17 protein-coding genes are annotated in these 18,656 nt (G+C 71.7%); 11 read left to right on the top strand and 6 right to left on the bottom strand.

Annotated elements, in window-relative coordinates; translation table 11 throughout:
* Positions 1–9 precede the first annotated feature (9 nt).
* Both FR742_RS35465 and FR742_RS35460 read right to left on the bottom strand, forming a co-directional pair.
* The gene (locus FR742_RS35465; RefSeq protein WP_148035657.1) at positions 10–1,821 is read right to left on the bottom strand and encodes an FAD-dependent oxidoreductase; all 1,812 of its coding nucleotides are present in this window, start codon (positions 1,819–1,821) and stop codon (positions 10–12) included.
* Between the two features lie 84 nt (positions 1,822–1,905).
* Positions 1,906–2,535, bottom strand: coding sequence for a TetR/AcrR family transcriptional regulator (locus FR742_RS35460; RefSeq protein ID WP_246639889.1), 630 nt, complete (start codon positions 2,533–2,535; stop codon positions 1,906–1,908).
* An 88-nt stretch (positions 2,536–2,623) separates the two neighbouring features.
* Here FR742_RS35460 and FR742_RS35455 point away from each other — a divergent pair, with 88 nt between their 5' ends.
* The gene (locus FR742_RS35455; protein WP_148035656.1) at positions 2,624–3,952 is read left to right on the top strand and encodes an NAD(P)/FAD-dependent oxidoreductase; all 1,329 of its coding nucleotides are present in this window, start codon (positions 2,624–2,626) and stop codon (positions 3,950–3,952) included.
* On the opposite strand, the gene FR742_RS35450 is transcribed toward FR742_RS35455, so the two are convergent.
* From FR742_RS35450 to FR742_RS35440, 3 genes are read right to left on the bottom strand one after another with little or no spacing between them, the layout of a single operon-like run.
* The gene (locus FR742_RS35450; protein ID WP_261808961.1) at positions 3,947–4,708 is read right to left on the bottom strand and encodes a class I SAM-dependent methyltransferase; all 762 of its coding nucleotides are present in this window, start codon (positions 4,706–4,708) and stop codon (positions 3,947–3,949) included. The genes FR742_RS35455 and FR742_RS35450 overlap by 6 nt on opposite strands.
* Before the next feature lie 43 nt (positions 4,709–4,751).
* Positions 4,752–5,465: an SRPBCC domain-containing protein gene (locus FR742_RS35445; RefSeq protein WP_148035655.1), complete on the bottom strand. Its 714-nt coding sequence runs from the start codon at positions 5,463–5,465 to the stop codon at positions 4,752–4,754.
* Positions 5,462–6,070: a helix-turn-helix domain-containing protein gene (locus FR742_RS35440; protein ID WP_222709232.1), complete on the bottom strand. Its 609-nt coding sequence runs from the start codon at positions 6,068–6,070 to the stop codon at positions 5,462–5,464. The genes FR742_RS35445 and FR742_RS35440 overlap by 4 nt, the downstream gene beginning before the upstream one ends.
* Positions 6,071–6,249: 179 nt before the next feature.
* On the opposite strand from FR742_RS35440, the gene FR742_RS35435 reads away from it, so the two are divergent.
* Both FR742_RS35435 and FR742_RS35430 read left to right on the top strand, forming a co-directional pair.
* Positions 6,250–7,026, top strand: a complete 777-nt coding sequence (locus FR742_RS35435; RefSeq protein ID WP_148035654.1) for a hypothetical protein — start codon at positions 6,250–6,252, stop codon at positions 7,024–7,026.
* Positions 7,027–7,101: 75 nt separating this feature from the next.
* Positions 7,102–8,343: a DUF1266 domain-containing protein gene (locus FR742_RS35430; protein WP_148035653.1), complete on the top strand. Its 1,242-nt coding sequence runs from the start codon at positions 7,102–7,104 to the stop codon at positions 8,341–8,343.
* A 3-nt stretch (positions 8,344–8,346) separates the two neighbouring features.
* Here FR742_RS35430 and FR742_RS35425 read toward each other — a convergent pair whose 3' ends face one another.
* Entirely contained in the window at positions 8,347–8,838 is a 492-nt protein-coding gene (locus FR742_RS35425; protein ID WP_148035652.1) for a hypothetical protein, read from the bottom strand.
* A gap of 189 nt (positions 8,839–9,027) precedes the next feature.
* Here FR742_RS35425 and FR742_RS35420 point away from each other — a divergent pair, with 189 nt between their 5' ends.
* The 8 genes from FR742_RS35420 (at position 9,028) to FR742_RS35385 (ending at position 18,514) form a co-directional block, all read left to right on the top strand.
* Positions 9,028–9,903, top strand: a complete 876-nt coding sequence (locus tag FR742_RS35420; RefSeq protein WP_148035651.1) for a helix-turn-helix transcriptional regulator — start codon at positions 9,028–9,030, stop codon at positions 9,901–9,903.
* 83 nt (positions 9,904–9,986) lie between these two features.
* Positions 9,987–10,550 (top strand): DUF305 domain-containing protein, encoded by a 564-nt coding sequence (locus FR742_RS35415; protein ID WP_148035650.1) that lies wholly within the window; start codon positions 9,987–9,989, stop codon positions 10,548–10,550.
* A 53-nt stretch (positions 10,551–10,603) separates the two neighbouring features.
* Positions 10,604–11,305, top strand: coding sequence for a FadR/GntR family transcriptional regulator (locus tag FR742_RS35410; RefSeq protein ID WP_148035649.1), 702 nt, complete (start codon positions 10,604–10,606; stop codon positions 11,303–11,305).
* Positions 11,306–11,322: 17 nt separating this feature from the next.
* Complete coding sequence (locus tag FR742_RS35405; protein WP_148035648.1) at positions 11,323–12,573, top strand: ABC transporter substrate-binding protein; 1,251 nt, start codon at positions 11,323–11,325, stop codon at positions 12,571–12,573.
* Positions 12,573–13,400, top strand: a complete 828-nt coding sequence (locus FR742_RS35400; protein WP_148035647.1) for a carbohydrate ABC transporter permease — start codon at positions 12,573–12,575, stop codon at positions 13,398–13,400. The genes FR742_RS35405 and FR742_RS35400 overlap by 1 nt, the downstream gene beginning before the upstream one ends.
* Positions 13,397–14,206 (top strand): carbohydrate ABC transporter permease, encoded by an 810-nt coding sequence (locus tag FR742_RS35395; RefSeq protein ID WP_148035646.1) that lies wholly within the window; start codon positions 13,397–13,399, stop codon positions 14,204–14,206. The genes FR742_RS35400 and FR742_RS35395 overlap by 4 nt, the downstream gene beginning before the upstream one ends.
* Positions 14,206–17,301, top strand: coding sequence for a glycoside hydrolase family 38 C-terminal domain-containing protein (locus FR742_RS35390; RefSeq protein WP_148035645.1), 3,096 nt, complete (start codon positions 14,206–14,208; stop codon positions 17,299–17,301). Before FR742_RS35395 ends, FR742_RS35390 begins: the two co-directional genes overlap by 1 nt.
* Positions 17,288–18,514: an enolase C-terminal domain-like protein gene (locus FR742_RS35385; protein ID WP_148035644.1), complete on the top strand. Its 1,227-nt coding sequence runs from the start codon at positions 17,288–17,290 to the stop codon at positions 18,512–18,514. Before FR742_RS35390 ends, FR742_RS35385 begins: the two co-directional genes overlap by 14 nt.
* Positions 18,515–18,656: the final 142 nt, after the last annotated feature.

Here is an 18,656-nt window from a genome sequence, read left to right as displayed (position 1 = left end):
CCGAAGGTCTCACGGCCAGTACGGGGCGAGGATGTCGAACTTGTTCGGCAGCCCCAGCTGGTAGCGGATGTCGTCCAGGTCGTAGAGGGACTTGAACTCCTTCGGCAGGTAGAGGTCGTACAGCCTGGCCTTGGTCGCCGAGGAGCCTGCGGCGTCGAGGATGGCGTTGGCGGTCTTGCGGCCGGCCTCGTTGCCGCCCTCCATGGTCGCCAGGTTGATGTTGTTGCGGACGTAGTCGGCGGCCAGGTAGAAGTTCGGGATCCGGGTGGTGGCCTCGGGACGGTTCGCCCAGGAGCTCGGGGAGTTGATGAGCAGCGGCTCGTCGTTGGCCACCGCGGGGGTGCCCTCGCCGCTGATCGCGGGGTCGACGAACCAGCTGTGTACGAGCGAGTCCGGCAGCAACTGGTTGCCGTTGGGGGTGACGGCGCGGATCTGGGCCAGCACCTCCTGGACGATCTCCGGGCGGGTGCACTGCTTGGCGGTCTTCCCGAACAGGATGCCCGGACTGTTCCAGTCGGACAGGTCGATCGACAGGCAGTCCTTGGCCACGCCGTCTCCGTAGGCGGCGGGGAAGTCGGTCGTCCAGAACTGCGCCTGGCTGATCGAGGTGAGCGCCCACGGGGTGCCGGCGTAGACCAGGTGGCCCTCGACGATCGGCGTGGGCTGCTTGAGGTAGATCATGACGCCGTTCATCCAGTCCGTCTCCAGGTGGCTCAGGCGGGCCAGCTGGGGGTCGGCGGACTTCATGGAGGACGACAGGAGCGGCATGACCCGCTCGATCGGCATCGCGGCCACGTAGTGGTCGGCGGTGACGGTGCCGGCGGCGCCGGTGGGGTCGGTCACCCGCGCGCCGGTGATCCGCCCGCCGGAGTGGTCGAAGCCGGTGGCGGACCAGCCGACCTTGAACTGGACGCCGAGCCCGGTCAGGTAGTCGATCCAGGGGTTGATCCACACGTCGTTGGACGGGCCGTTGAGCACCTGGTCGGGCGGGCCGTACGGGCCGAGCCCGAGGCCGCTGTAGAGGAGCGCCTCGAACATCATCGCGATCGTGCGGGTGTTGGCCCTGTCGGGCTGGGCGGCCACCAGGGAGGCGGTGAACATCCTGGTCAGCAGCTCGCGGTACTCGACCGACATGATGTCGGACTTGGTGAAGTCGGAGAAGCTCATGTTCTCCCACTGGCCGAGCTTCCGGCGGGGGCCGCTGGTGATGAACGTGATCATCTTCGACAGGAAGAAGTTGATCTGCGTGAGCGGGATGGTGGTGCCCGCGATGATCGCGCTCCGTAAGAAGTCCTGGATGACCTCCGGGGTGAGGCCGTTGCTCAGTTCGCTGGGGATGGGGACGCGCAGGAACTTCTTCCGGTAGGCGATGGCCGTGAGGCTGGCGGCCACCAGGTTGTCGCGCACGGTGCCCGAGCCGAACGGGATGCGGCTCATCGTGTCCGGCAGGTTCTGGTAGAAGCCGGGGAAGAAGCGGAAGCCGTGCTCGCCCGGCAGGTCCTTGCGCCCGCCGGTGGCGGTGCCCGGCACCGGGATGCTCCTGGACTTGCCGCCGAGGACCTTGCGCTCGTACACCGTGACCTGGAAGCCGCGCTCGGCCAGCTCATGGGCGGTGCTCAGGCCGCCCATGCCGGCGCCGAAGATCGCCACGTTGCGGCCGGTGACACTGCTCTTGAGCAGGGCGGGGGCGGCCGCTCCGGCGCCTTCGGCGCCCCATAACGGCCCGGCCGCCGCTCCTGCTGTCGCGGCCAGCGCGCCGGTGACGAACCTCCGCCGGTTGATCCCGCCCTGACCGTTGTCCCGGGTCTCCTGCTCTGCCATGGTGCGGCCTCCGCTCACCGTTTAGCTAACCGACACAGCTGTTGGTTCAGCTAGGCGAGACGATGAACGCGTGGATCACTCTTGTCAAGACGCGGATGTGCGCCCGGGTGTGTGGGAAAGACCGTTCCACAGCACGAGCATGGCGGCGTCGACGAGTTGCTCGCGCGGCATCTGCGGGTTTCTCGCCCACCACTGGGCGAGGCCGTCGGTGCCGGAGATGAGCAGCTCGACCACGGCGTGGGCCGCGTCGGTGTCGGGGTCGAGGCCGAGGTTGCGCAGGTCGCGGCCGAGCATGACGGCGACCGAGCGGGTGCGGGCCTCGCGGATGCCCCAGCGCACGGCCTTGATCTCCGGGTCGTCCTCGTCGGTGTGGTCGAACAGCAGGCGGCGCGCGGCCGGCCAGTCCTCGGAGAAGCTGAAGTAGGCGTCGAGCGTGGCGCGCAGGCGGCGGCCGGGCGAGCCGGTGCCGGTGATGCGGGCGCCGATGTGTTCGACCAGGCGCGCGTTCTGTTCCTGCAGGACCGTGATGAGCAGCACGCGCTTGGACGGGAAGTGGTCGTAGAGGACCGAGCGGGTCACCCCGGCCGCGGCCGCGATCTCTTCCATGGCGGTGGCGTGGTAGCCGCGGGCGGCGAAGACCTCCAGAGCCGCCTCGGTGATGCGGGCCCGACGAGCCGAGCCCCGCATGCGTTTCTTCGGCTCCTGGATCGCCATGCCCGGCAGCCTACCCCCGACCCGTTGACGCCGCGCCGCTGCGGGCATAAAACCGACACTAGAGTCGGTTAGCGCGCCAGGAGGCCCGATGCCAGAGCATGCGGACGTCGTCATCGCCGGAGCACGCTGCGCGGGTTCGTCCACCGCGGCGGCCCTGGCGCGGCGCGGATGCAAGGTGATCGTCGTGGACCCGGCGCGGTTCCCCTCCACCACGGTCTCCACCCATCTGCTCTTCGCGTCGGGGGTCGCCGAGTTGTCCAGGGTCGGCGCCCTGGAACGGGTGGAGAAGATCGGCGCGCCCAAGCTCTCCCGCGCCTTCGTCGGCGGCCCGGGCCACGCCGCCTCTGGCCGCTACACCCCGATCGACGGCATCGACTACGGCCTGTGCGTGCGGCGGACCGCGCTGGACGCGGCCCTGGTCGAGACGGCCCGCGAGGCCGGCGCCGAGGTCAGGGAAGGCCACCGCGTCGTCGACCTCCTGTGGGAGGGCGGCCGGGCCGTGGGCGTCAAGGTCAGCGAGCGCGGCGGCCGGGAGTACGAGGTGCGCGCCAACCTGGTCGTCGGCGCCGACGGGCGCCGCTCCACCGTCGCCCGGCTGGCGGGCGCCGAGCGGCCGCGCGCGTTCCACGCCAACGGCCGGGCCTGCTACTACGCGTACTACGAGGACCCGCGGGAGGAGTGGCGCACGACCGCGGCGATGTGGCTGACCGGGCGGGAGCTGGGCAACGCCTTCCCCTGCGACGGCGGGCTGACGATGGTGCTGCTGATGCCGCCGGCCGAGCGGGCCGCCGACTTCAGGGGCGACCTGGAGGCGGAGTTCGCCCGTACCGTCGGGCTGGTGCCGGGGCTGGCCAAGCGCCTTGAGGGGTGTACGAAGGCGACCAAGATCGTCAGCTCGGCCGCGCATCCGTCGTACTTCCGGACCTCGGCGGGGCCCGGCTGGGCGCTGGTCGGCGACGCCGGGCACTTCAAGGACCCGGTGACGGCGCAGGGCATCCGCGACGCCCTCAGGTTCGGGAGGCTGCTGGGCGAGCGGGTCGCGGGCGTGGTGGACGACGCGGCGGCCGTCGACGAGGCGACCCGGGCCTGGGAACGGTCGCGTGACGCGCAGTGCCTGATCATGTATCACTGGACGAACCTGCTCGGGCGCGGCGACGGGCTCGCGTACGTGCAGATAGAGCTGTTGCGAGGGCTGACCGAGGGGCCCGGCGGGGTCCGGCGGATCCTGGAGGTCTACTCCAGGATCCGCGACCCGCGCGAGACGCTGGCCATGGGCGGCATGATCAAGGCGGTCGCCCGCGCCCTGCGCGACAACCCGCGCTCCCGCCTGGCCGTGCTGAAGGCGACGGCCGAGACGCTGCGGGAGATCGCCGGGCATCACGACGAGGCAAGGCGGCTGCTCCGCCCCGCCTCATGACCGCCCGGCGGGGTCCGACGCGCTGACGGGTCGTCCGGTGGTGGTGGGTGCCGTCCCGCCTTGTGAGGGGTGTCCGGTGGTGGTCGGTTGAGTCCCGGCCTGTGAGGGGTGGGCGATCAGCACGTAGCGTTCGTCGCTGATCGGGCGGCCCCACAGGGCCGGGTCGGTGAGCTGCTCGTGGTGGACCACCCGGGCGATCGGGGCGAGCGCCTGGGCGAGCCGCTCGGCGGGGACGCCGCCGAGCCAGGGCAGCGGGGGCGACGGCGACGCGTACGGGGTCTGTCCGGGGGCGTCCCAGCGGCCTTCGACCAGCACCAGCCGGCCGCCCGGCCGGAGCAGCCCCAGCCAGCGGCGCAGCGCGTCCTCGGGCGCGGGCAGGGTCCACATCAGATGGCGTACGAGGATCGCGTCGTAACGCGCGCCGGCCTCGACGGGCGGGTCGGCGGCGTCGCCGACGTGCAGGGGCACACCGAAACCCGCCTGCTCCAGCTTCAGGCGGGCCTGGTCGATCATGCGCGGGGAGAGGTCGACGCCCGTGGGGCGGTGGCCCTGCCGGGCCAGGAGGAGGGTCAGCGAGCCCGTGCCGCAGCCCAGGTCGAGGATGTCGGAGGCCGCGCTGGGCAGCCACTGGGTGAGCCGCAGCCACCAGGCCGCGCGGACGTGCGGGCTGCGGAGACCGTGGTCGGGCTCCTGGTCGAAGGCGTCGGCTGATGAGTCCCAGTAAGTCGAGATGGGAGCGAGATCGGGTGTCGGCACCCGCGCAGTCTCGCAGCGGGCGCCGACAGTTTCCGCGCGGCGTTCAGGCGGCCGGGATGGACCGGCTCCACCAGGCGTTCCAGCGCGCCTCCAGGTCCGCGAACTCCTCGTCGGTCCGCCCGTACGTGGTCAGGATCATCATGGCGACCCCCTCGGGGTGGACCGGGACCGGCGGGGTGTGGGCGACCACGAGGAGACCGTCGCCCCAGCCGTCCACGGTGAGGCCGAGCTGGTGGTCGGAGCGGAACCAGACCGTGCCCGCGAGCGGCTCGCCGGTGGGGGCCGCGTGCTCGTACGGGGCGCCGGGGGCGAGGCCCGCGAGCGCGTCGAGGCCGGCGGCGGCCAGCGGCGGGGTGGTGCCGTGGCCTGAGAGGAAGACGGTGCGCCGGTCGGCGCCGGGGTGGCGCTCCAGGGCGAACTTGAGCTGGTGGATGAAGGTGACCCAGCCCTCGTTGACATCGTCGTAGTAGGCGTCCCACTCGGTGTCGCCGCTGAGCGGGGCGCGGGTCATGCGCAGGTGGGTGCGGCCCTCGCCGGCGTCGGTCAGCTCGAACCTGTCGCCGCCCTGGACCTCCATCCAGTGTTCCTGCGGCGACTCGGTGACGTGCTCGGCGTAGATGAAGTCGATCTCCTTGTCGAGGCCGTCGAAGTGCCAGCCGTGCCAGCGCCGGATCTGCTCCGGGTCGCGCAACGCCCGCCACACCTCCGCGACCGGCGCGGAGATGGTGACCTCGACGGTGAACCGCTCTTCCGTCATCTGCCTGGCTCCTTGCGTGGGGTGGGATGGCCGCCGGCGGTGAGGCGGTAGGGCCTGCCGCCGGCGGTGTCGTAGCGGGCCGCGACGCGGGAGACGGCCTCCGCCAGCTCGTCGGTGAAGCGGTGCACGTCGCCGGGCTCGGCGAAGCGCACCTCGGCCTCCAGCGTGAAGGTCAGCAGGCGGACGCCCTGCCGGTCGGCCTCCGCGGCCATCCGGGTGACGTCGCGTACGGTGCCCGCGGCGACCTCGACCAGGTGCTCGGCGGCGTGCCGGTCGGCGATGCGGGCGAAGCCGGCGTCGACCTCGGAGGGCTCGGCGGGGGAGCCGAGCACGCCGGGGTCGACGAGGAAGGCCTTGGCGGTGGCGCGCATGACGCGCTCGACGCAGCCGCGGCGGCGGCGCTCCTCGACGAGCTCGACCAGCTCCTCCTGCTCCAGCACCTTCAGGTGGTAGCCGACCCGCTGGCGCGGCATGTCGAGCTCGGCCGCGAGCTGCACCGCCGACGCGGGCTCGCGCAGGCGGGCGAGGAGCTGCCTGCGGATGGGCGTCAGGGCGACGCGCAGGCGCTCGGGCTCGTCCATGAGCGACATCTCGGTGGCTGCCATACGGCGATGAAACCATTGGACAGTTTTTCCTGTCAATTGGACGAGTGTGCATTTTTCGCGATTACGCCTGATACGTGGAGTTATGCACGGTAATGAGCAGGCCGCTGCCGCACCGTAGGGGACGAACATGAGCGGCGCTCGACCGAGCGCCGCCGGAGATCTCATACGGGGTGAAATCCATGAACAGCATCAAGCGTGGCGTGACTCGCGTGGCCCTGCTCGGCGGCCTGGCGGCCGGCGTGCTGGCCGCGATGCCCGCCGCGGGCAACGCCGTGGCCGGTGAGCCGACAGTCACCAGGAGCGGCGTCACCGTGACCATCACGGCGCCGAACATCGCCAGGGCCGACAACGTGACCGTCCAGGAGGTGAGCGGCCGGCTGCACGTGTTCGGCGCGGTCGTCGCCGGGACGGGCTGCACCACGGTCTCCGCCAACGAGGTGAACTGCGGCTCCGGAGTCACCACGGTCAACGCCGCCCTGGGCGCGGGCAACGACCGCTTCTCGTCGCTGGTCGGCGTGCGGGGGACCGTGGACGGCGGCACGGGCGGCGACGTCTTCCTCGCCGGGCGCGGCTTCCGCGGCACCGGTCTGACCTACGTGGGCGGCGGCGGCGCCGACACCGTCGACTACGGCTCCAGCGGCACCCCCGTGAAGGTGAGCAAGAACGGCGCCGCGGACGACGGCCGGCCCGGCGTCGACCTCGACAACGTCGCCTCCGACGTGGAGACCGTCCGCGGCACCGTCGGCGCCGACACGCTGATCGGGCACTCGGGCGCCGACACGCTGATCGGCGACCAGGGCGCGGACACCCTCGACGGCAAGGGCGGCGACGACGTGATCGACGCCCGCGACGTCCAGGGCACCAAGGACACCCTGGTCGACTGCGGCACCGGCACCGACCAGGCGTTCGCCGACCAGGCGGACGCCCCGGTGTCCTGCGAGACCGTCTCCAAGTAGAGAACCCGGAGCCCGGCACGAGAACTCCCGTGCCGGGCTTCGTCACATGATCCATTAAGTCGCTATATTTCGCCCATGCCTCCCCAGGACGAGACGCACGACGAGGTACTCCCGAGCATGGACGACCCACCGGCAGGGGAACGGTGGCTCGCGCCCGCGCTCAGGGAGCAGCGGCTGTACGAGCTGTGCCGCGAGGGCGGCGACGAGGCGCACCTGGCCTACCTGAGGATCGTCGCGGCGGAGGGGCTCTACCGGCCGGTGGCTCTCGGGCAGGCCGTGGGCAGCGACGGCGCCGCGCCGCTGCACGTGACCACGCTGCCGGACGGACGCCGGCTCGTGCAGGTATACACGGTGGGCGTGCTGCCCCGGCCGCATCCCGACGTGGTGTACGAGTTCATCACGCTGCGGGGCCTGATCTCGCTCTGGCCGCGGGACGTACGCGTCCTCCTGGTCAACGGGGCGACGCCGTGCGCGCGGGCGTTCCTGGCCGGGGAGGACGAGCGGGAGACCTGGCTCGGGCTGCACGACGAGCTGTTCGAGCCCGACGGCACCTGCGACCGCATCGAGACCCGCCGCACCGGCATGCCGCACGACGAGGGCCTGCTGCGCGGCCTCGCCTGCGGGGCCCACCTGTGCTACGGCAACGGCGACGCCTGGAACACGCTGGACTGGCACGGCGCCGGCTACAGCAGCGAGGTCGAGCGGCTGGCCGGAAGCTGGGGGATCGACGGTCACGACAGCTGGCTGGACACCACGGAGCTGCTGCTCGCCGCCGAGCTCAGCCCGTGGGTGTGGGACTACGTGCTCGGCGCCCGCCTCTGGCTGGCCCAGGAGACGGGCGAGCGGCGCGTCGACCCGGTGGTGTGGCGCGACTGCGTCGAGCAGAGCATCCGCTCGCAGCTCCAGGACGAGGTCTCCGGCGAGGAGCTGGACGACCTGGCGGCGAGCCTGCGCGGGCTCGCGGGCAAGATCATGCGGTACGAGTCGCGCTTCCGGGCCGACGGCCTCCTCCCGCCCGACGGGTACGTGCGCACCGTCGCCGCCTGGGACCTGGGCCGCGCCACGATGGTGGCCCGGTGGGGCCGCGGCGCTCGGTACGCCGGCGAGCAGGAGCTGCACGCCGCGGTCGAGCGGGCGGGCAAGGCGGTGCAGGCCGCGTACGGTTCCTGGCCGGAGTTCTCGGCCGGCTACATCCTCGGCCGCTGCCTGCACTTCGACGAGGAGACGTTCGGCGACTGGTACACCACGGTCCTGGACGCCCACCGCGCCCTCCTGGCCGCCCCCGACAGCCCGTGGAACACGGTCCCCCTGCACTGACGGCTAGCCGCGGTCCGCGCCCCCGGCGCCGCTCGCGCACACGGTGGACCGGGTGTGGAAGAGGCCGTAGTGCTTGCCCCAGTAGATGCGGCCCGTCGCCATGACGCAGCCGCGCGAGACGTTGAGCCGGGCGGTGTCGGTGCGGCCGGTGTACCAGCCGCGCCTGGCCGTCGACTGCAGCTGGCCGTCACACCGGCCGAAAGCGCTGCTGGGGCGGGCGCAGTGCTTCAGCATGATCGTCATGTGCTTCCTGGTGCCCCAGGTGGCGTTCGTGGAGTTGAGGTACGCGCAGGCGGTCGAGGTGCGGGAGTCGTAGAACACGTGGATGTACGCCGCCTTCAGCATCTCCCGCGTGTGGACCGCCTCGCGCATCACCCGCTTCCCGGAGCAGGTCGGCAACTGAGTGGACGACTGGGCGGATGACTGGGCGGACGCGGTGGCGGGCAGACCGGTAAGCGCGGCGGCGGCGACGAGCCCGACGATCAGCGATCGCATGATGTCTCCTCAAGGCTTCGGCTCGCACTGCTGTGCGAGCATGAGTGGTTCGCAAGACGCAGGTTGGCCCGGGGCCGGCGGCGGGGCCAGAGGGCGCATGGCGTGCAATCGTGCGCGGCCATGCACCCCTGGCTTCACCTGCGGTTCCACGGTCCGGTGAACAATTGCGGGAAGGGGGTGCGCGCCAAGATGGGGACGTTCGAGGAGCTCGTGGACCGGCTCGCCGCGGCGCTGGACGAGGCGGCGGAGGGCATCAGGGAGGCACTGCGCTCGCAGGGACGCCCGCAGAAGTACCTGGCGAACCGGGTCGCCGACGCCAGCCCTTCGCTCATCTCCCGCTGGCTGTCAGGAGCCCGCCAGCTAGCCGACCGCAACCGCCTGCCCGGCGAGGAGGCGATGCGGCAGATCGCCACCGCGCTGGAGCTGCCTCCGGAGCGGGCCCGGACGCTGATCGCGCTCGGCGGCGGCATCGACGAGCTGCGCAGGCGGCTGGAGGGCGAGGAACGCGGCTGGCGGGCCAGGGCCGCCGAGCACCGCGGCCGCGAGGCCGCTCTCCAGCCCGCGCCGGCCCCCCGCAGGTCGGTGCCGCTCCTGACCGCCGCCGTCGCCACCGCGACGGTGGCGGTGATCTCCTTCCTGGGCGGGGTGCTCGCGGGCCGGAGCTGGGGCACCGAGCCGCCGCCGTCCGTCGCCGCCACCGTGACGGCCGGGCAGGGCGCCGGGGACCGCTGCAGCACCTGGGCCGACGCGGGCGACGGCGTCCAGCTGGAGGCGTGCGTACGGATCCGCGAAGGCCGCATGCTGATCAGGAGCCGCCTGCGTGGCCCGGTCGGCACCCGCGCGGACATGGTGGTGCAGGCGTACGACACGTTCCTGGAGAAGCCGGTCACCAAGGAGCTGAAGTGTCACCGGATGCACCTCACGTCGGAGGGGCAGATCCAGACGTGCGGCTGGCACGAGATCAGGCCGCCGTACGGGCCGGAGTACGCGGCGCGGGCCGGGTGGCGTGCGGCCGGTGACGGCCCGTTCGGCGGGCACGTGCTGAGCTCGGGCCTGCGCTGGTGAGGGCGGCGGGGCGCGTCCCTTGACGCACCGGGTTGGTATGCCCAAACCTGGGGAGGTTTCTTCTCCTAACCAGGGGAGCGCCGGTGGGCGAGAGCACGATCCGGGGCCGCGGGGTGGCGCGCTGGCTCGCCGCCCTGGCGCTCCTGCTGGTGGCCGCCTGCGGGTCCGGCGACGCCGGTGAGCCGCCGGTGAACGCCGACGACGTGATGTTCGTCCAGATGATGGTGCAACACCACCGGCAGGGGATCGAGATGGCCGGGGTGGGCGCCGAGCGGGCGACCACGGAGGAGCTGAAGACGCTGGCGGCGGCCATCGTGAGCACGCAGCAGAGCGAGGTCGAGATGATGCTGCGCTGGCTGCACGCGTGGGGGCAGCCGATCACGCCGCCCGACGGGGCGCACGACCACCACGGCGGGCTGCCCGAGACCGACCGGAAGAAGATCGCCGCGCTCAGGTCGGCGAAGCCGTTCGAGCCGGAGCTGCTGAGGCTGCTCCTGGCCCATCAGGACGGGGCGGTCCAGATGGCCGCTCAGGAGGTCCGCGACGGGGTGAACCACGAGGCGACCCGCTGGGCGGCTCAGGTGCAGGAGTCGCGCAAGGCGCAGATCGAGCAGATGCGGCAGCTGCTCACCGAGGTCGCCGGCTAGGAAACAGCTTCCACCATGGACACGTATGCGGATAAGTGATTAGATCACTTGATATGTCAGAGGTAGCACGGCCCACCCTCTCCGACGCGCTCACCGAGCGCATGCTGGAGCTCATCCGCGAGGGCGGGCACCGGCCCGGTGACCGGCTGCCTTCCACCCGAGAGCTGTCCCAGCGGTTCGCCGTCACCACGCCGACGCTGCGCGAGGCGCTGCGCAGGCTGGAGGCGACGGGCGCGATCGAGCTGCGGCACGGGTCCGGCATCTACGTCGGCGCCGCCATCGAGCGGCTCGTGCTGCCCAACCCCAACATGCGCGCGATGCACGCGCCCAAGCTGCTCGACCTGCTGGGCGCGCGCATCGTCATCGAGCCGCCGCTGGCCGCGATGGCCGCCGGGCACGGCACCGAGGCGGAGCTCACGACGCTCAAGCGGGTCCTCGCGGACGCGGAGGCCCACCTGCGCGGCCAGGACGCCGAGTTGCACGACGCCAACATGACCTTCCACCGGGCCACCGCCCGGATGGCGGGCAACACCGTCCTGCACGAGGTCGTCGACTCGCTGCTCACCGTCCACGCGGCCGAGCAGCAGGCGATCCTGCAGATCTTCGACGACCGCCGGCGCGACTACGAGGAGCACCTGGCGATCCTCCAGGCGATCGAGGCGCGCGACGCCGCGGCGGCCGAGGAGCGCATGCGGGCCCACCTGGTGGACGTGAAGACGGTCATCGAGCAGAGGTTGCACCACCCCCCCGAATGATCAAGGAGGCCGGGAACATGGTCCGGTCACGAGTGGCCACGATCGGCGTGGCAGCCGTCCTTCTCGCCGCCTGCGGCGGGAACGGCGCCGAGGCGCCGAAGCAGAAGACCGAGCTGACCCTCTACAACGACAAGGGCGCCTGGAGCGAGTACTTCGAGCAGATGGGGGCCCTGTCCAAGCAGTCCGTCGGCCTGAGCATGAAACCGACGGGCTACACCGACTCCGCGCAGTATCAGGCGTTCATCAAGGCCTCCTTCCGCACCAACGTCAAGCCCGACCTCTTCACCTGGCAGACCGGGGGGATGCTGGCGGAGATCGTCAAGCAGAAGCAGGTCGCCGACACCACCGCGATCTGGCAGGAGGCCGTCGCGAACGGCGACCTGCCGCAGGACCTGGCCCCCTACTTCACCGTCGACGGCAAGCAGTACTGCGTGCCGCTGAACGTCGCGTACTGGGGCATGTTCTACAACAAGAAGATCTTCGACGAGCATGGGCTGCGGCCGCCGGAGACCTGGGACGACCTCGTCAAGATCGCCGACACCCTGAAGCAGAAGGACGTCAAGGCCTTCTACCACACCAGCGTGCTGTTCTCGTTCGTCTGGTTCGAGCAGCTCATGGCCGGGATGGACCCCGACCTGTACGACCGGCTGTCCACCGGCCAGGCCAAGTACACCGACCCGGGTGTGGTCGCGGTGATGCGGAAGTGGAAGGAGCTCATCGACGCCGGCTACTTCATGAACCCGGGCGACAAGACCGACCCCGGTGACGTGCTGAAGAACGGCAAGGCGGCGATGGTGTCGTTCGGCACCTGGTTCAACACGAGCATGACCCAGCGCGAGATGAAGGCGGGCGAGGACTACGGCTTCTTCGTCATCCCGAACGTCGACGCCTCGCTCCCCAAGACGTCGATGATCTTCGAGAGCGGCCCGCTCTGCTCCCTCGCCGAGGCGCCCGACCCGGCGGCCAGTGCCAAGTACCTCAAGTGGTGGACCACCGCCGAGGCGCAGGAGAAGTGGGCCACCGCCCGCGGCGACGTGAGCGCCAACCCCAAGGTGGAGATCGCCGACGAGGCGCTCGGCCAGGTCACCAAGGACGCGGGCAGCGGCGAGTACCGCCTGGTCAACCGCTACTTCGAGGCCACCCCGCCGCCCATCCTGACCGCCGCCCTGGACGGTTTCTCCAAGTTCGTCACCGACACGAGCACGCTCCAGGAAGTGCTGGAAACCATCCAGAAGGAGGCCGACGAGTACTGGAGCACCCACCAGTGATGCTCGGGCGGTTCAGGTACGGGTACGTCGCGCCGGCCGCGTTGCTCGTCGCCGGGTTGCTCTACGCGCCGTTCGTGTGGACGGCGTACCTGAGTCTGACCCGGTACGACGGGCTCGCGCCGGCGGAGTGGGTCGGCCCGGCCAACTTCGTCAAGCTGCTCGACGACCCCGTCCTGCTCACCTCGGTGCGCAACACGCTGATCTGGGTGATCGGCACGATGGTGCTGCCGGTCGGGCTGGGCCTGCTCGTCGCCGTGCTCTCGTACGACATCAAGGGCGGCGGGTGGTACCGGCTGCCGTTCATGTTGCCGTACGCGCTCAGCGGCGCCGGGCTGGCCCTGGTGTGGAGCCCGATCCTGTCGCACGACGGGGTGGCCAACAACCTGCTCGGCGTCGACACCGCCTTCTTGCAGGAGGCGCCGCACAACACGATCGCGATGCTGCTGGTGTGGACGTGGCAGCAGCTCGGCGTGAACACGCTGCTGTTCGTCGTCGGGCTGCAGTCGATCCCGAAGGAGCCGATCGAGGCGGCCAGGCTGGACGGGGCGTCCGGGTGGCAGCTGTTCCGGCACATCATCTGGCCGCTGATGCGCCCGCTGACGGCGGTCGTGGTCGGGCTGGCGCTGGTGGCGAGCCTGAAGACGTTCGACATCGTCTGGGTGCTGACGCAGGGCGGGCCGGGCCGCAACTCCGAGACGCTCGCGGTGACCATGTACAAGGAGACGTTCGTGGCCAGCGACTACGGCTACGGCTCGGCGGTGGCGGTCGTGCTCACCGTGGTGACCGGGCTGGCGTCCTACCTCTACCTCAGGAGGCAGGTGCGATGATCCGGCGTGCCGTGCTGATCGTGCTCGGGCTGATCTGGCTCGGGCCGACTTACCTGCTGCTGGTGAACGCCTCCCGGCCGGCGGACTCCTACGACCCGTCGCGGGCGTGGGCGCCGCCGGAGGACTTCTCGCTGGTGACCAACTTCCTGCGCGCGCTGGACAGCGCCGACCTGGGCGCCAGCCTGGGCAGCACCGCGCTCTACAGCGTCGTCTCGCCCGCGCTGGGCGTGCTCGTCGGCGCGCTGGCCGGCTACACGATCGTGGTGCTGCGGCTGCGGCACGGGTTCTGGTGGTTCCTGCTGATCTTCGGCGGCACCGTCTTCCCCGCGCAGATGCTGCTCGTGCCGCTCTTCGTCGGCTACAGCGACGCCGGACTGTACGACAGCCGCCTCGGGATGATCCTGATCTACACGGCGATCAACGTGCCGCTGGCCGCGTTCGTGCTGCGCAACTTCTACACCGGGGTGGCGTTCTCGATCTTCGAGGCGGCCCGCATGGACGGCGCGTCCACGTTCCGCATCTTCTGGCGGATCTACCTGCCGCTGTCGACCAGCGCGCTGGCGGCCGTGTTCATCCTGGAGTTCACCTTCATCTGGAACGACCTGATCTTCGGCCTGACGCTCACCCAGACGGCCGAGGTGCGTCCGGTCATGACCGCCCTGGCCGGGCTGATGACCGACGTGTACGCCGGGACGCCGGTCCCGGTCGGCCTGGCGGCGGGCCTGGTGGTCTCGCTGCCCACGGTCGTGCTGTTCCTCGCCACCCAGCGGCTGTTCGCCCGTGGCCTTTCTCTAGGGAGTGTGTGATGACGAGCCGGTTGCTGCAGCGGAGCCTCGGTTCCCCGGACTACGACGGGATCCGCCAGGCGCTGCGCACCGACACCTCGACGCCGGTGATCAGCCTGCGCGGGCTGGAGGTGCGGGTGGCGGTGCTGCCGCTGTTCACCCACGACGGCCGCCAGGCGGTCCGGGTGTCCAGTACGGTGCCGCTGACGCACGTGCTGGTCGGCGTCGACAGCGCCTCAGGCACGGACGTGACGCTGCTGGTGCCGGAGGTGGACGGGCCGCGCACGCTGACGCTGGAGTGCCGCGACGACGCCGGGGTGGTCGGCACCGCCCAGGTGACGGTCACGCCGCAGCGCAAGTGGACCGTGTTCGTGGTGCATCACTCGCACCTCGACATCGGCTACACCGACCCGCAGGGCACCGTGCTCCGCCACCATCTCGACTACCTGGACGCGGCCGTGCGGCTGGCCGACGAGACCGCCTCCTGGCCGGACGACGCGAAGTTCCGGTGGACGGTCGAGTCGTCGATGCCCGCGCTGAAGTGGCTGGACGCGCGCCCGCCCGAGCAGGTCGACCGGTTCGCCGAGCTGGCCCGCGAGGGCGTCATCGAGGTCACCGCGCTGCCGTTCCAGCTGCACACCGAGGCGTGCTCCACCGAGGAGCTGTACCGCCAGCTCCGCTTCACCACCAGGCTGGAGCGCGCGTACGGGTTCGCCACCCGGTCGGCCATGCACACCGACGTGCCGGGCGCGGTCGTCGGCCTGATCGACGCGCTGTCGTCGGCCGGGGTGCGCTACCTGGCCGCGGCGCACAACTGGGCCGGCCGGTCCGTGCCGTACCTGCACGGCGGGGACAAGCTGACCCGGCCGTTCCGCTGGCGGGCGCCGAGCGGGAACGAACTGCTCGTGTGGTTCACCGACACCCCGCACGGCATGGCGTACATGGAGGGCAACACGGTCGGGCTGACCGACTCCTACGAGCTGGCCGACGACCTGCTGCCGCGCTACCTGGCCGCGCTGGCCTCGCGCGGCTACCCGTACGGGCCCGGCACGTTCGGGTGGCAGGGTCCGGACGCGCCGCGCGAACCGTACGAGCTGGACGTGCTGCACCTGCGGGTGCAGGGCGCGCACGCCGACAACGCCGGGCCGTCGATCGTGCCGGCGTCGATCGCCCGCCGGTGGCGCGAGCAGTGGGCGTGGCCGCGGCTGCGGTCGGCGGTCAACAGCGACTTCTTCGACCACGTGGCCGAGCACCACCACGACAGGCTGGCCGTGCACGAGGGCGACTGGACCGACTGGTGGGCCGACGGGCTCGGGTCGGGGGCGCGTCCGCTCGGGTACGTGCGGCGGGCCCAGGCCGCGCTGCGCACCGCCGAGACGCTGCACACGCTGGCCGGGGCGGACGCCACCGAGCAGGTGGACGCGGCCTACGACAAGGTGGCGCTGTTCAACGAGCACACCTGGGGCGCGGCCAACCCGTGGGAGGACGCCGAGGAGGCGGGCGACTCGGGCGGGCTGCAGTGGACGCGCAAGTCGTCCGGCGCCTACGACGCCCAGGACGACGCGGCGGACCTGCTCCAGGCCGCCACCCGCCACTTCGCCGCCGCGCTGACCGGCGCGGAAGAGCCGGCCGCCGTGCTGGACGGCGGCACCGGAGGGCCGGCCCTCGCCGGGATCGGCGTCGCGTCAGGGGACGGCGCCGCTTCCGGAGAGGGCGCGCTCGCGGCCTTCGCGGTGTTCAACCCGGGCACCGCGCGGCGGACCGACGTGGTGCGGACGTTCCTGCCCAGGGACGTGGTGGCGGTGGACGTGCCGATCGCGCTGGTGGACGCGCGCACCGGGGAGCGGCTGCCGCACCACGAGGAGTACGTGGACCCCGACGACTGGCCGACCCGGCCGATCGGGCGGCACATCCACGCCGTGGTGCCCGACCTGCCCGGGTACGGGTACGTACGGCTGGATGTCGTCAGAGGCGAGACCCAGGCGCCGGAACCGGTCGAACCGGACCTCGGCGGAGTGATCGAGAACGAGTTCTACCGGGTGACCTACGACGTCCGCGAGGGCTACATCTCCTCGGTCTTCGACAAGAAGGCCGGCCGGGAGCTGGTCAACCAGGACGCCGCCGCCGGGTTCGGCCAGTACGTCTACGACCGCTACGCCACCGCGCCGCACTTCAACCACCTGTCCGGGCACGTCGGCGCGCACGACCGCACCCTCCTCGGCGACCGCGCCATCGCGGGCAACGCCACGATCGTCAAGGCCCAGCGGACCGCCGTCGGCGAGAAGCTGGTCGTCGAGCTGCGGGGCAAGGGCGTCGACTGGCTGCGCACCACGGTCGAGCTGCACCACGGCGTGCCCCGGCTGGACCTCACCTACCAGCTGGCCAAACAGGGCACTCCGGCCAAGGAGGCGGTCTTCCTGGCCTTCCCGTTCGCCACCGGTGAGGCCACCGCCTGGGAGCTCACGGGCGGCGTGGGCGGCCCCGACGTGCCGAGCGTGCCGGGCTCGGCCGCGTACATGCTGCCCATGCGGCACTGGATCGCGTTCGACGACCCCGAGCTGACCGTCGCCTGGGCGACGCTGGAAGCGCCGCTGGTGCAGCTCGGCACCATCCACATGCCGTACGCGCCGTTCCCGCCGACGCTGGACGAGGAGCCGGGCACGGTCTACTCGTGGGCGCTCAACAACATCTGGGACACCAACTTCCCCGCGCAGCAGCAGGGCGAGACCACCTTCCGGTACGCGGTCCGTTCGGCGGCGGGCGTGCCGGGCAGGCGGCTGGGAGCGCTGACCGCGGCGGGGCTGACCGAGCCGTTCACCGGCGCGCTGCTGCCCTCTCCGTCGGCCGAGCCGGCGCGCGTGTACGTGTCGGTGGACCATCCGGACGTGCTGGTCACCTCGCTCGGTCAGGCGGGCGGCGAGCGGGTCGTGCGGCTGCGGTCGCTGGCCGCCGAGCCGGTCGAGGTGACCGTCGAGCTGCCCGGACTGCGTGCCGCCCGGGTGAGCGCGGGGCTGGACCGCGCGGCGGAGCCGCTCCAGGTGACGGGCGAATCGGTCAAGGTGCGGATCCCCGCCTGCGGGGTCGCCGCGGTTTGGGGGACTTGTGAAGATCGTTGACATCCGGGCCACCACGGTCGCCGTGCCGCTGGAGGCCCCGCTGCGGCACAGCAACGGCGCACACTGGGGCCGCTTCGTGCGCACGATCGTCGAGGTTGAGGCCGACAACGGGCTGGTCGGGCTGGGCGAGATGGGCGGCGGCGGTGAGAGCGCGGAAGCGGCGTTCCGCGGCCTGCTGCCGTACCTGCGCGACCACGACCCGTTCCAGCTGGAGACGCTCCGCTTCAAGATCGCCAACCCGACGGCGTCGCTCTACAACAACCGGACCCAGTTGCTGGCCGCCATCGAGTTCGCCTGCCTCGACCTCATCGGGCAGCAGCTCGGGGTCGCGGTCTGCGACCTGCTGGGCGGGCGGATCCGCGACGAGGTGCCGTTCGCCTCGTACCTGTTCTTCCGCTACGCCGCCGACGGCTTCGCCGAGGTGCGCACGCCCGAGCAGCTCGTCGAGCACACGCGGGCGCTGAAGGCGGCGCACGGGTTCACCGTCCACAAGCTGAAGGGCGGCGTGTTCCCACCGGACTACGAGCTGGAGTGCTACCGCGCGCTGGCCGCCGCCTTCCCCGGCGACAGGCTCCGGTACGACCCGAACGCGGTGCTGTCGATGGCCGAGGCCCTGCGGTTCGGGCAGGCCATCGAGTCCCTGGACAACGACTACCTGGAGGACCCGGTCTTCGGACTGGAGGGGCTCCGGCTGGTGCGCGAGCGGGTCCGGTTGCCGATCGCGACCAACACCGTGGTGGTCAACTTCGAGCAGCTCGCCGCGAACGTGCTGCGCCGCGGGGCGGACGTGGTGCTGCTCGACACCACCTTCTGGGGCGGCGTCCGGGCGTGCGTGAAGGCGGCCGGGGTGTGCGAGACGTTCCAGGTGGACGTGGCCGTGCACTCGTCCGGCGAGCTGGGCATCCAGCTCGCGACCATGCTGCACCTCGGCGCGGTGCTGCCGAACCTCACGTACGCCGCCGACGCCCACTACCACCAGCTCCGCGACGACGTGATCGAGGGCGGCAAGCTGGCCTACTCCGGAGGCGCCATCCCGGTGCCGTCGGGGCCGGGGCTCGGCGTGCGGCTCGACCGCGACCGGGTGGCCCGCTACGCCGAGCTCTACAAGCGCGAGGGCGGCTACCCCTACGACCGTGACCCGGGGCGGCCCGGCTGGTTCGCTCGGGTGCCGAACCAGCACTTCGCCGACCCGACCGTCCCGGCGGAACTCTGAGCTTCGCCGTCCCGGCGGAGCCGGACCCCTCATACGTCGGCCCTGCCGTACGTCGGCCCTGCCGTACGTCGGCCCTGCCGTACGTCGGCCCTGCCGTACGTCGGCCCTGCCGTACGTCGGCCCTGCCGTACGTCGGCCCTGC

Source organism: Nonomuraea sp. C10, from assembly GCF_008017515.1.
GTDB lineage: Bacteria > Actinomycetota > Actinomycetes > Streptosporangiales > Streptosporangiaceae > Nonomuraea > Nonomuraea ferruginea.
The sequence above is the reverse complement of the archived record's forward strand: the minus strand, read 5'-3'. Positions and strand labels throughout refer to the sequence as shown.